Source organism: Paenibacillus sp. FSL P4-0127, assembly GCF_038007325.1.
Lineage (GTDB): Bacteria > Bacillota > Bacilli > Paenibacillales > Paenibacillaceae > Fontibacillus > Fontibacillus macerans.
In genome coordinates this window covers 5,416,580-5,429,194 of record NZ_JBBOWY010000001.1, presented here as the reverse complement: position 1 = coordinate 5,429,194, position 12,615 = coordinate 5,416,580, and the positions used below count along the sequence as shown (strand labels likewise).

General features: G+C 40.6%; 12 protein-coding genes. 5 read left to right on the top strand and 7 right to left on the bottom strand.

Features of this window, described 5'->3' with window-relative positions; genetic code table 11:
- Position 1 precedes the first annotated feature (1 nt).
- The 5 genes from NYE74_RS24250 to NYE74_RS24230 all read left to right on the top strand — a co-directional run bounded on the left by NYE74_RS24250 (position 2) and on the right by NYE74_RS24230 (position 4,659).
- Positions 2–1,756, top strand: a complete 1,755-nt coding sequence (locus NYE74_RS24250; RefSeq protein WP_051985571.1) for a UvrD-helicase domain-containing protein — start codon at positions 2–4, stop codon at positions 1,754–1,756.
- 743 nt (positions 1,757–2,499) lie between these two features.
- Positions 2,500–3,360: an ATP-binding protein gene (locus tag NYE74_RS24245; RefSeq protein WP_036624187.1), complete on the top strand. Its 861-nt coding sequence runs from the start codon at positions 2,500–2,502 to the stop codon at positions 3,358–3,360.
- Between the two features lie 77 nt (positions 3,361–3,437).
- Entirely contained in the window at positions 3,438–3,998 is a 561-nt protein-coding gene (locus NYE74_RS24240; protein WP_127463415.1) for a helix-turn-helix transcriptional regulator, read from the top strand.
- A 240-nt stretch (positions 3,999–4,238) separates the two neighbouring features.
- Entirely contained in the window at positions 4,239–4,430 is a 192-nt protein-coding gene (locus tag NYE74_RS24235) for a hypothetical protein (RefSeq protein ID WP_036624185.1), read from the top strand.
- Positions 4,431–4,494: 64 nt separating this feature from the next.
- Positions 4,495–4,659 carry a hypothetical protein gene (locus NYE74_RS24230; protein WP_164815214.1) on the top strand — a complete coding sequence of 55 codons (165 nt, stop codon included), beginning with the start codon at positions 4,495–4,497 and terminating at the stop codon, positions 4,657–4,659.
- Between the two features lie 203 nt (positions 4,660–4,862).
- On the opposite strand, the gene NYE74_RS24225 is transcribed toward NYE74_RS24230, so the two are convergent.
- From NYE74_RS24225 to NYE74_RS24195, 7 genes are all read right to left on the bottom strand, one after another.
- Positions 4,863–5,081 (bottom strand): RHS repeat domain-containing protein, encoded by a 219-nt coding sequence (locus NYE74_RS24225; protein WP_172531697.1) that lies wholly within the window; start codon positions 5,079–5,081, stop codon positions 4,863–4,865.
- 808 nt (positions 5,082–5,889) lie between these two features.
- Positions 5,890–6,054 (bottom strand): transposase, encoded by a 165-nt coding sequence (locus NYE74_RS24220; protein WP_082207860.1) that lies wholly within the window; start codon positions 6,052–6,054, stop codon positions 5,890–5,892.
- 545 nt (positions 6,055–6,599) lie between these two features.
- Positions 6,600–7,394, bottom strand: coding sequence for a hypothetical protein (locus NYE74_RS24215; protein ID WP_036624184.1), 795 nt, complete (start codon positions 7,392–7,394; stop codon positions 6,600–6,602).
- A 754-nt stretch (positions 7,395–8,148) separates the two neighbouring features.
- Positions 8,149–9,162 (bottom strand): hypothetical protein, encoded by a 1,014-nt coding sequence (locus NYE74_RS24210; protein WP_316560456.1) that lies wholly within the window; start codon positions 9,160–9,162, stop codon positions 8,149–8,151.
- 95 nt (positions 9,163–9,257) lie between these two features.
- Entirely contained in the window at positions 9,258–11,072 is a 1,815-nt protein-coding gene (locus NYE74_RS24205; protein ID WP_316560457.1) for a VirB4 family type IV secretion system protein, read from the bottom strand.
- Between the two features lie 17 nt (positions 11,073–11,089).
- Positions 11,090–11,914: a C39 family peptidase gene (locus NYE74_RS24200; RefSeq protein WP_036624181.1), complete on the bottom strand. Its 825-nt coding sequence runs from the start codon at positions 11,912–11,914 to the stop codon at positions 11,090–11,092.
- 3 nt (positions 11,915–11,917) lie between these two features.
- Positions 11,918–12,598, bottom strand: coding sequence for a hypothetical protein (locus NYE74_RS24195; protein WP_036624180.1), 681 nt, complete (start codon positions 12,596–12,598; stop codon positions 11,918–11,920).
- Positions 12,599–12,615 lie beyond the last annotated feature (17 nt).

The following is a 12,615-nucleotide window of genomic DNA, read 5'->3' as shown; positions in this document are numbered from 1 at the left end:
TTTGATTCTCCTTAATACATTAAGCACTGAACAAAGGGAAATCGTCGAATTTAATGATAACTTGCTAGTTATTGCTTGTCCCGGTAGTGGGAAAACAAGAACGCTTGTAGCCAAATTAATCTATGAGGGGATGAAACTAAAGAAAAATGAGAAAGTCGCTGCAATAACGTATACAAATTTAGCTGCTGAAGAAATAGAGCTTAGGCTTGAGGCTAACTTTGTCGATAATCAATTTTATTGGGGTGGAACGATACATTCTTTTTGTACAAATTGGATAATTAAGCCCTTTTCTCATGTTCTCGATGAATTAAAATATGGATACTCCTTTTTGGACGAAGACGATGTTCAAGAAATTACTGATAATATTATGGATACCCTAAATTTAAGAAATATAGATTTTAATACTCGACGTAATCAAAATGGAGATTTTATAAGCATTAATGATGAAAACGATTTAATACTTAAAGAATACGACCGCAAGCTAAAGAAAGAAAGACTTGTTGATTTTGACTTAATATTATTTTATTCCTATAAGATATTAAAGAAAAACACCTCGATAGCGAAGAACTTATCGACTATATTTAAATGGATTCTTATTGATGAGTATCAAGATACTCAAGAATTGCAGTACTTAATAATTGGTGAAATAATAAAAGCTGGTTATAATGAAACGAAACTGTTAATTGTAGGAGACCCGAACCAAGGAATTTATCAGACATTAGGTGGGGTTTCAAAAACAAAACAAGAAATTGTTGAATGTATAGGTGGCTATCAAATTAATGAGAAAAGTTTAAATGGTAATTATAGGTCTACTCAACAAATTATTAATATCTATAAAAATTTTCAAATTTATGGAGATTCAATAGAAGCAAAGGGCAAGAATAAAGATAATACTTCACTTATTTCTTTTAATAGAGATGTAAAAGTAGAGAGTTTAGCCCAGTATATCAGAAACCTAATTTATGAATTACATAATAGTAAAGGTATACCGTATAATGAAATAGCTGTGATAGCTCCACGATGGCAAGAATTAATAAATATGGCAAGATCAATAAAACAATTAGATCCAAATTTACCTTTAGATGCTGCTGGACTATCTCCACTTTACAGAGATGATAATAATTTATTTTATCATCTTGCAAAACTACTCTTATCCACTCCAGCACCAGATAAGGTAATATTGCGCATGAGATGGGCAAATGTTCTACTCGAGTCTTTGGAAGAAAAATTACCGCAAATATCTGACTCAAATCTCAGTCCGCAAAAAATTTTAAAAGTAATCAACTCATTTTCTTCTTCCAGTGTATTGGGGATAGAGTACTTAAAAGAAGGTTTTTCGTATTTCTTTAACAGGATAAATATCGACATTAATTTGTTTTCAAATTTGGTGTTGGAACTGAATGAATTTGAGAAAAAGTGCATCAAAAGGCAGACAAGAAATGGTATAGGGGATTCGATTGCTATATATAAGAATGGATTTGCAAAATCGGGAGGAATAACATTTATCACCACTCATAAATGTAAAGGACTTGAATTCGATACGGTAATTGGATTTTGTTTATTATGGGGATACCTTCCTCATTGGACCAACATATTCTCACATGAAACAGATGAAAATGAAATATCAAGAAAGTTACTTTACGTCCTCTCATCAAGAGCAAAGAATAATCTGTTTTTGATTGCAGAGTCAGGTAGAAGAACAACTCGAGGCACACCTTACAACGCAAATCGTCATTTAATTGAGGTCTTTCGTTAGTAGAAACAAAAGGTTTTCACATTAAAAGAGGCAAGTAAATCATGAAAAATAATGATTACTTGCCTCTTTTTAAAATATTGTATATTTCGAAAATGTTCTTAATTCTGAAATATCACTTTCATTTATCAGTGAATATCTAAATCAGCTTTTTTTCGGATGATTATCTGATACAAATAGTGTTAAAAACAATAAAAAAATTATATGAATATACTACCTGAAACACTCGAAAAATCTGAAAAATTCAAAACTACAGAAATAAAAGTAGGTGAACTTGATTTTAAAATATTAAGTTAGGTCGGGATATCGAAAGGGTTAAAGGAAGATATATGTAACTTTCAAAGAAAGAACTTGTTAAATTATTCGTAAATGCAGAACAGTACATGCTAGAGCAGTATCGGATTTGGATAAGATCTCAGTTTGAGTCGTATAAATAACTAAAAGAACGTTTGTTTAGTGTAATAACATAAGGCACTAGTTGCCGCTAATGCCAGGCGAACTCGGGTAATTGTACCATATTTATGAGTAGCGTTATGTTGTTGGTTTAGAATTTCAGGATTATATATAATTCCTTCAGAGATATGTAGATCATTATTATCAAAGGTTGTTTTGAAATAGTCCATCGGTTTCCGGTGGATATTTTTCTTTTGCAGTAAACAAGAACTAAATATATAATTATATATACCTATTTCAGTAATTATTGCCAGTTATTTAGGCGATTTGACTTTAAGGGAAGGGGTCAGTAAGTGGAATTAAAAATTCGTAATAAGTTAACTCGATTTACAATTAACAACACAATTGATGACGTAACCTTAAAGAAAATAACAAGATTGAAAAAACTTGATCTTTCAACAGTATCCTTTGCGGATCCGTATGGAATGATATTGCTGTTACATCTTTTTGATTATTTAAAAGGTATCGATGAAATTATTTTTCCAGATAATGTTGCATTAACTTATTTAGAACGTGTGGGATTCTTCTCGAACGTGACCTCATATATTCGATTAAATCAAGAAATTTTAGATCTTAATGAGAAAGTGGTTAGAAATAATAACAATACTTCAATGCTGGAAATAACTAAAATTTCAAATATGAATGATATAGTTCAGGTACTAAACAAAGTAAACAATCAAACAGGAATAATTTTGGAAAAAGAATTGTATTACAATTTCGATGATACAATTGATTTCCTGACTATTTTGTCAGAGCTTCTTAATAATATAACACGACATAGCAAATCTTACGGTTATGTTTGTGCTCAAGTTTATAAATACCCAAATTCCAATAGAAAATTTGCGTCAGTCTGTATTTCAGATAATGGAATAGGAATAAAACAATCAATAAATGAAAGTAAATATATTGGGGCTACCAATTGTTCAGATAGATCAGCATTAAGAATTGCAATTATTGATGAAGTAACAAGTAAAAAAAATGGGGGATGTGGATATAAAGGTATTAAAGAAAAACTAAAAAAATTCGGCGGTTCACTTTATGTTAGATCTGGTTCAGCCGAGATCCTTATTAGTGGAAAAAGTAAGCCTAAAATCACCGACAGGCGTTCTTCATTTTATGGGACTCAAATTGAGCTTATACTTCCACAGAGGTAGTTATTGACATATAGATAAAAATAACGTAAGCTTGTACATAAGGTGTTAAATAAAATATGTTTAAAGGGTGCGCCGAAATGAATACAAATATGACTATCATCGATGTTGGAGTAATAAGTCGAAATATCATTGGTTCCGATCTTATGTTTCTCCGTGAACAAGGCGCAAAGATTCGTGCTGCTATAGAACCATTGATACATAATGCTGAACATGATGTTGTTGCACTTGATTTTTCAAATGTAAAAGCCTTGGATTTTTCATGTTCTGATGAAGTTGTTGTCTTTTTTCAAGAACATGTAAACAATTTGAAGGGTAAGGGGCTTGTTCTTCAAAATTTATCTAAGAATCACATTGAAAACATATTAATTGCTCTTGATCGAAAAAAACAAGCAATATGGTATTACAACGGATCATATTGGACATTATTAGGAGAAAAATTGCCTAAACATCTGACTGAATTAGCTCAAGTAATTAGAGAAAAGAAAACAATAACTGCTAGGCAACTCGCCGATGAATTAAATGAGGATATAAACAGTCAAAGTACAAAATTAAAAAAGTTGTATGATCATGGTTTAGTGCGACGCATCGAAGAGAAATCTTCTGAAGGAGCACAATATATTTATAAATCATTAGTTTGATCCTACTAAAAGTGGGATCAAAAATTACATAATGGTTTAAATAAAATCTGTTTAAACCATTATGAGAAGGAGTAGAAATATGCGGGAAGAAAAAAACCGTCAGCCTGTTAGAGGACCAACGGTCAAATAGTTTTGCAGCAGTGATAGCCGCAAATTAAGACCTTCACCTGAGAAATGATTGGTTTTAATTTTATCATTGTCGTTGGCCTCTGACAAGAAAAATATCAGAGGTGTTGTGTAATGTTAGTTTGTACTCCATATATTACTCTTAAGAATGGGCAAAAACTTTATGCTCATGAAAAAGGTCTCGAGGTTTTTTGCTTTGAGGTTTCTGAAGAGCAGCATAAAAAATACTTGGAGAAAAAAGATAAAAGAAATAGCAAATCATCAAATATAACTAAAGATAAAGTTAAAGATAAAGATACTGAGTAAGGCATTTAGTTTAAAGGTTTTGTGCGGCCAAAACCTATTTTGTTTGAAAGAAGGCAACTAATAAATGGCAAAAAATACTGGAGAGGGCTTCCGTCGTGGCGCTGTAGATAAACGTTCGCAGTTTCAAGGACCTAATGGTAACTATATAAAGAGAGATGTTGAGACAGGACGATTTTTAGACCAAAAAACATCTGGTGGAAAATTTAAGGGAGTGAGAAAAGAGAAATGAATTTTAGGGCCCGGCCGAACATCGACCGGGTTATTTTTTTAGGAATCACGCGCTACTTTTAAGATGTAAAAAAATATCATATTCTTGATAATCTACTGCCCCCTTCCCCTTAGGGACACATCCATTACTACTATCCATTACTACTAAACCCAAACACGTCCACTTCCGTATTCGGATCATACACATACCCATACAACGTCGGGTTATTCCCCGCAGCCTATCGGGTCCTGCTGCGTATATATGCCCTCATTAGGCGAATAGTAGCGGAAACGGTTGTAGTATAGACCTGTTTCCTCGTGCTTATATTGACCCGGGTAACGGAACGGGCAATCGGTACTTTTGCCCTGGAGATAAATATTTTGGACGTTACCGCAAATGTCCAGTTCGCAAGACCATACGCGTTCCCCATGTTCATTATACATTTCTACCGGGGTGCCCAGGTCGTCGGAGGTTTTCCTATTGAAATATTATATCCATTTGATATGAAAATGGCTAATATTGAATTATTAGGAAAAGAATATAGATGAGAATCTGACTGGTGATCGTAAGATCCATGTTGCTTCCCTGATCTGCAGATATACCTTTCTAAATCCCAATAGAGCCTGTTTGCTAAAGTAAACGTTCTTGTCACCTTTACGAACTACTCGTACTAAAGCTTTATTCATATCTAAGTTGAGAAGTATCCAACCAGCCCGGGTCCGCGCATAGTCTATCTTTATGTATTCGCCCAAGCTGCTGCTTACTTCCGTCAGGTTGCCAAGTCATACCTTCTGGTGATCCGATATTTATCCCACCATTCCTGGATCAAACTGCCGGTTGCATTATATTTCAGCCCAGCGATCGGATTGCTTATATCACTAGTACCTATCACCTGGGCAAATACATACAATACTCCAAAAGAGAATGGATAGTTAACCGAAATAGGGTCGAAGTCGGTGAATGCCCAGAATGTGTGCTTTCAGATCAGCATCCCGGTCTACTCGTTTCTCCCTCTGTTTATTTAGAAGTTGGTGGGATACGAACGGCGGCATAGTTGATTCGCCCCCTTTTTCACACCAACGCTTAAATCCTTGCCTAGCAACACCATGGCCAGGAGAGCAGTCATACACTCCGTGAAGGCTTCTTTCCATTCCTATACACTGCGCAGAAGCGGATGGTAACTGAGCAACGTTTCCAATCGCTTTCTTTACCAAGGGATTCTGCGGGCAGATTGAGCAGACGATGGTTGGATTATAGATCGGCTTTCGTCCGAGGTGACAGGGAGTTCTGGACGGTTTTCCGAATCTCCTGCACACTTTCAATCACATAGCCATGGACGTGGAAGCGATCGGCGATGCGAACCGCATTCGGAAAAAATTTGCGAATCCAGGTGTGGTATACCTGAGCTAAATCCATCACCACGGCCTCGGTATCCAGCAAAAGGAAGCCGGGATATTGATTGGCATAGAGGCAAGGGGACCCTCCAACTTGCAGTTGGGAAGCAGAACCAGCATAGCTTCTACTCTCTGGTTGTGGATGCCTGTGTTACAGGTGTGCCCTTTCTTAATGGCAAAGTCACTGACACCTAAAACCAGGTCCTTAGTTTTCTGTGTCTTTCCAAACTTGCTTATAGATCTGCTCGTATTCTACGGGGACTGCCTCATTATCGATGCGTTGTACTGTGCTCGCTGGTGCTTATTGCATCCGGGCACTATGCGCAGAGATGAACCTAGGGCTTGTTCGAAAGCCTGGGGGCCGGAGGGCCTGCTGTAACGCTGCTTGGGGCCGACGAAAGCGAACCAATGTTTCAGCACGTGAAATAGTCGATCTTCTCAAACGCGCCAAGATGGCGGACACTGCTCACGCCATGATTTTCTTTCCAATTAACCGGCTGGGCGGATCCGCAGCAGGAAGTATCTATGCTCTTTTATAAAAGCATAGATTTCTTTTTATTTAAGTAATTATTCATATTTTCTCTTCGGATAAGACTTGATTGTACGCAAAATACTAGCTATATACAGGTAATTGTTTGATTTTGAGAAAAGAATAGCTTCAATATTTCTTCTCCAAATCCATATATAAGATGACAAGAGAATAGCAAAAATAAATAACAGGATATTTTTATCGATATCAGACCAGTTCAAGGTTTTGCTTACTGTTGCATTCCAAAATGGGAATAAGAACGCAGAGAAAATCGCGAAAGGCAACCATTTTTGTTTCCGGATGGTTTCGCTCTTTTCAGTGTAATGTCCAATCAAATAATCAATGTAATCACAATCTAATTTTCTTTCATTCTTTAAAAACTCATACACAGCGTCACAACGGACAGAAAAGAGAATATCTGTATTGAATTTGATGGAGAGTCTACTGACTAGAAATGAGAGGTCACTATACTTTCTTTTTACATGCAAGTTTGATGATACTCCTGTAGCAATCAAACAAAAGATTCCGATCAACAGAAGTCCTGCGAAAGCTGGGCCATAATAAGTAGGCGGATCAACATCCTTAACAGCTATGTTGATGGTACTTAGCGTAACAAGAATAATAAGAATACACAATGTGATAATTCCAATAACTTCAAAGACAATGGCCCGCTTATCCATTATGATTGACCATCTAGAATTTTCCTTAAAGCAGATTTTATATAATTTCTGCTTCAACTTTTGGTCTTTAACCGAATGTTTTGTCCCATCAGATACAGAGATTCTGTTCCTGGATCTACTTCTATTTCTAAAAGTTCTTGAGTTTTTACTCATTGGCATCCCTCCTATATTATTTATCGACTCAAAATCAAATTTATGTAATTCAGGAAATAATGACCAAGGAATGTATTAAGGCAGCAGGCATAAGCGTCGTGTGAATTCTGGACGTAAATTCCTATGACGCAAAAGATTGCGAATGGTCTTGAAATAGATACATAATTAATTTGAAAACAAAGCCAGCATGACCAGAAGGGGGAACGACCTTGAGCTGAAGGTTCAGGAAAATGTGGTTAATGGCAAAATTCAAACGACAGAGCCAGGGGAGAAATGGATAACGGAGATCACCTGGGATATGTTGGGTCAGATTAGCCAGTTGCAGGCGGAGCAAAAGTGCAGGAGCAAGAGCCGGCTGGGCACGGCACATCCCCAGCCGGGGGAGCATTTGTCATGATTGGCAAACGAAACGAGATACATAAAATTGTACTAAAATGGGTTATTATCGGAGTTGCAGCATAATGTCATCCGCATATGATAAAGTATAGAGATAAGGAGCAGTGATTAGAAGAGACTCCTTTATACAATAATCGACTAAGAGCTTACAGAATGAGACCGTTAGCTTCAAGATTTGATACACTTCCCCTTGGCTCCCCCCCTTCCGGAAGATGTGTGAAGCCCTTATACGCCTTGCGTTGCTCGTTAATAGAGCATTGCAGGCTTTTTTGTATTTTATAGAAAATAGATCGAGGAGTATGCGGAATATTTAATGCTATGGGGGTCCTAATTCATTCCGTTAGGAATTGCTATTCATTTAATTAGAGGTATATTTACTTAGCAATTTCTGATAAACGGATGCGTTGATTTTGTCATCAAATAAATCGTGCGAATTCTCGCCAAACATCAAGTTATTATTCATGCTCTCCACATAGGGACGAATGTTTTTTGGGACGCACAGCGCCAAAGAATAGACCTCAATTTCTTTGCACCGCTGCATTGCCCGATAAAATACCGGCAATTCATACGGCATTGCCGAGCCGCAGAGGATACGTATATTTGAATTTACAAACGTTTCGGGTAACATCTTTTCGCTAAGAACACCACAATCGATCACAATAAAATTGTATTCCCGAGTCAGCTCATTAGTAAAATAGAGATGGTTGCCTTCAATGACGTAAGCGTTCCCTTCTTGTTCAGGTTGAAAGAGTTGCACAATATGCGCCAGATGCTTGCTCACATTTGCTTCCACATAACAAGCAGAGCCTCCATGATGGTTGATCCAACACATCAAATTCATTGCGGTCGTTGTTACCCCTACGCGCCTGTCGCTTCCGGCAATGGCGATCCTAATATTGGTACATTCAAAGCGGTATTGTCGTTCTTCAAAAGTGAAAAGGTTCGGTTCATTGACTTCCAAGATAGATGGAGCAGGGGAGATAAACCGCTGCATCCCCTGTTCAGAAAAGCACTCTCGGATTTCTTCCCGCAATGGATCAATTTCTGCGGCCGAAGCGATATTCGTAATGCCAGCTTGTATCAACTGCTGCAGGAAAGAAGTGTTTTCTGAAAGCCCGATCGCAATAACAATAACACGAATTTCGTACATCGTTTGAAATGATAATAGCGCCTGTACCATTTCCTCATCGGATTCCAGGATCGCTTTTCGATCAATAGCTACAAATCGTACATGGATGAAATGCCGCATGTCTTTGACCACAAAAGAAAGGAGCGAAAACTGTCCAATCAGTTTCTTTACCGGTAGATTTTGCTCCTGCTCTATCATATCCAATAAATTGACGTGATCGTTACTGGTCAGATACAAAATCATGGTCAGCCTTCCTTCATAAACAATAAAATCGTCCCGACAACCACAAGGGCGACGTAGAGGAAAAGCTCAAGAAGCTGTTTCTTTTTATCCAACTTTTATCGCCCTCCCGCTGTTCCCATATAAGCAAACTTATACTCGGGAATTTCAAAATGAACATGCATTCGTTTGGAGCCGATCATGAGCAAAGCGTGTTCGCGTTTTTTACTTGCCAATAGTTCCTCTTCCGCTTCAGTCAGGTTGTATAGCTCCCGTGTTTCTTGCAGGTTTTTCCCATCGGTTCCCATCAGTATTTTGATGCAAGGGATGTCAAGCAAGGCTTGTCCGTACATTTTGACCTCGGGGGCAAGAAAGTCAACGACACTGTGGGAGATGATCGCAAGGCCCGCCTCGTATTTCCGGGCGCGCTTTTCAACATTTCGGAGGAAGACGAGGCTTTGCGGTACGTTCGGGTCGATCATGAGGTAAGATTCATCGCAGATGAGCAGTACCCGCTCATTCCGATCCCGTGACATCTGTTCCCAGCACCAGGACAATAGGTTAAAATACTGCGTTCGTTTAATGTTGTCGGAGGTATTTTGTAATGTGTGGGTATCCAAACAAATGCAGCGGATGCGGGTTTGAATGGTACTATGGCCGTTCCACAGAAAAGCGTCTCCGCCGCGGGCAATATCATGCAGCAGCAGTGACAACTCTTTATAGATTTCATCGCCGTGCTTTTCTTCTTTGGCTTGCAGGAGTTCGTACAGATCGGAGAATGTAGGAAAGTCGGTGTTGCGTAACTGGCTAATGTCGGTATTCCAAGTGATTTGGAACTGATTATATAGTTCAATCAGGCATTGTTTGAGAACGGCTTTCTGCATCATCGTCAAATCGGGGACGTAAAGGTTAAAAAAGATCTCCAAGTTTTTCAAATGCAGCGCCAAATCAGACATTCCGTTGCCTTCGTCCTTGTAGAGCGGGTGCGGTTCGTCTTCATCGTCGCGGGGAGCGGGGCGGATTTGCAACGGATTGATTTTTCCGCCTGCTCCGCCGCCCGCATTAATCCAGTCGCCGTTCAGCCGCTGGCATAACTCCTTGTACTCGGACTCCGGGTCGATAAAAATAATTTTGGTTCCCTTCATGTATTCACTAAGCGCGATATGTTTAACAGCCGTTGATTTGCCGACGCCGGCCACACCCATGACGACGATATTGGAGTTAGTCCGATCACCTCCCCGTCTCCAGAGATCGACGATCACCAATCCGCCGTTCGTATCTCTAGCCAAATAATATCCGGTTCCGTCATTAAAACCGGAGCTGGCAAAAGGAAAACCGCCGACAAAGGAACTCATCGGCATGATTTTGTCCAGCACCTGCTGAATCTGTTCCTGTGCGGGGTACAACGGGGAGAGGTGTTGGAAACTTTCTTTTTGCAGATGAGCCAGCGTGCGGATTTTGCAGCGCATCATGCTGAATGTGTTTTCCACACGCCGAAAGGCGCGCGTGAACAATCTTTCTTCATGGGCAAACGGCATGACGACTAAATTCATAAGTCCTACCGTCTCGCCGTTTTGGTCGATTTGCAGCATAATATTCTCGCCGTCAACCGCCGCCTTTTCGGCCCGTTGCCTTGTGAGCGGGTCTTTGGCGGTATCGGCGAGACTGCGGTTTTGCGTGATTGATTTAGAGATGGCATTTATCAAGGTGCTGTTATCGATAGGGTGGAAACCAATAGCCACCATTGTCGCGGGAAGGTTGGTCAGCGTGGACAGCCAGCCAATCTCAACTTTTTGCGGATATTGGATCACACCGTAAACTTTGGCTGATTCTTCTCCGACGGTCAGACCGTTCCGGGCAAAGGAAAGGCCCATGGGGGTGATCGCATTTAAAAGAGAGGCATTGACGCTTTGCTCAGGTATTTTTGTACTCATTGGACATATTACTCTCCTTACTTATGGATAATCCAAAACGGACCGCCGGCACCGGCGTTCTTCCGGGCTTCCTTTAGAATGATGGAGAAATCCCATGCCTTTTCGCTGCGTTTCTTGCTTGCTGGGTCCGCAACCAGGATTTGACCGTCATCCGTAACGCCGCGCAGGACGATAAAATGGCCGGAGGAAGTGAAGTGGCCTTTGCCCATGATGGCGATGACCAATTTGCCGCTAGCCAGGGCGTCGATGATTTTTTGTTGCTCTTTGGCCGTAGCTCCATCTACTTTTAAACCGAAATGTCTGGCTCCGTCGGGAATCAAGCTATGGTAACTGCCGGTCCCTTCCGCCAAATAGCCGTTATCATAGGCCCATTTGGACATGGAAACGGGATCGACGGTTTTATCCGTAAGCGTGGACACGACTATCGCCAGTGATGTCGGCCCACAACCGGCAACCCCAATCGTATCGCGAGGGCCATAAGGCTTATCCGCCCAACGCGAATCGAGCTGGTTGTAGTACACCACCTCGCGGCTGCCGTCTTTGAACACAACACCTTCGTATTGCTGGCCGTAGCTCTCCCTGTAGCTGTCATCGTCTTTTTGAACCAACTGCGTGTACCCGTAATCGGTTCGCATTTCATCTACAACGAACGCTTCATCTTCGGTCAGCCAAAGTTTGAGCGTTTCAAGAGGCGAGGTCAGCAGTTGTAGCACCATGGCAGCAAGCAGCAAGAAAGCCACGGCTGGAGCGATGATCAACATCAATATTTGCTTGCGGGCTTGTTCATCTTGAGCGACTTTTACAGCCAGATGTGCCAGCAGTTTTGCCGTTGTCGGGTCCAACCATCACGCCTCCTTTCGTACCAGAAACGGAATCGCGTTCTCCGGTTCGTCGAGGTCCAGATGCGTATAGGACGGATTGTTGACCAGATTACATAATCGAACGATTTCTTGTTGTTTCAAAAGATGAGCCTGTACTTGGGCGTCTTCAAAATGCTGAACCAGCCGCTTGGCTTTCTCCAAAAGCTCCCGTTCGCCGCCTGTGTCCTGCTTTTGCCAGATTGCCAGATAAAATTGACGCTCCACCACCTCGCCCGATAACGCTAAAGCGTTCATTTCCAGCACTTCATGGCGCAGCAACTCCTTTTGTGTGGCGTCGGCAGCGGGAAGCAGGGAGGACAGATCGTTGATCAATGGCGAAATGTCAACCGGCCGGCTGACTGCTAGAAACTTGAAGGGAAACCGGATAGAGGAGAGTTCAGCCGTTAATTTGCGAATTAGCAGCCGCTTTTCGGTCAAGCTTAGTAAATCCAGACTGATCGGGAAAATACGCAGGTAGCAGAGCAGGTAGCTGTCCTTGGTGTAGAGAAAATGACCGTGAATATCTCTGACATTGACAAATTGCTGAGCCGTTTGCACCGCGAGATCCGCCGTTTCTTTGGAGCGGCGTTTGCCATGACGGAGAAAAAAGAAAGCTGCTCCTCCGCCGAACAGGCAGAGAAGCAGCATGAGGATTGGCAGCAGCATGTTCGTAGCACCATCCT

Excerpts from the sequence above, each read along its gene's own strand:
- NYE74_RS24240 (WP_127463415.1), top strand. The coding sequence starts at position 3,438 with ATGAATACAAATATGACTATCATCGATGTTGGAGTAATAAGTCGAAAT.
- NYE74_RS24235 (WP_036624185.1), top strand. The coding sequence starts at position 4,239 with ATGTTAGTTTGTACTCCATATATTACTCTTAAGAATGGGCAAAAACTT.
- NYE74_RS24210 (WP_316560456.1), bottom strand. The coding sequence starts at position 9,162 with ATGATTTTGTATCTGACCAGTAACGATCACGTCAATTTATTGGATATG.
- NYE74_RS24225 (WP_172531697.1), bottom strand. The coding sequence starts at position 5,081 with ATGTATAATGAACATGGGGAACGCGTATGGTCTTGCGAACTGGACATT.
- NYE74_RS24195 (WP_036624180.1), bottom strand. The coding sequence starts at position 12,598 with ATGCTGCTGCCAATCCTCATGCTGCTTCTCTGCCTGTTCGGCGGAGGA.
- NYE74_RS24205 (WP_316560457.1), bottom strand. The coding sequence starts at position 11,072 with ATGAGTACAAAAATACCTGAGCAAAGCGTCAATGCCTCTCTTTTAAAT.
- NYE74_RS24230 (WP_164815214.1), top strand. The coding sequence starts at position 4,495 with ATGGCAAAAAATACTGGAGAGGGCTTCCGTCGTGGCGCTGTAGATAAA.
- NYE74_RS24220 (WP_082207860.1), bottom strand. The coding sequence starts at position 6,054 with ATGGATTTAGCTCAGGTATACCACACCTGGATTCGCAAATTTTTTCCG.
- NYE74_RS24215 (WP_036624184.1), bottom strand. The coding sequence starts at position 7,394 with ATGAGTAAAAACTCAAGAACTTTTAGAAATAGAAGTAGATCCAGGAAC.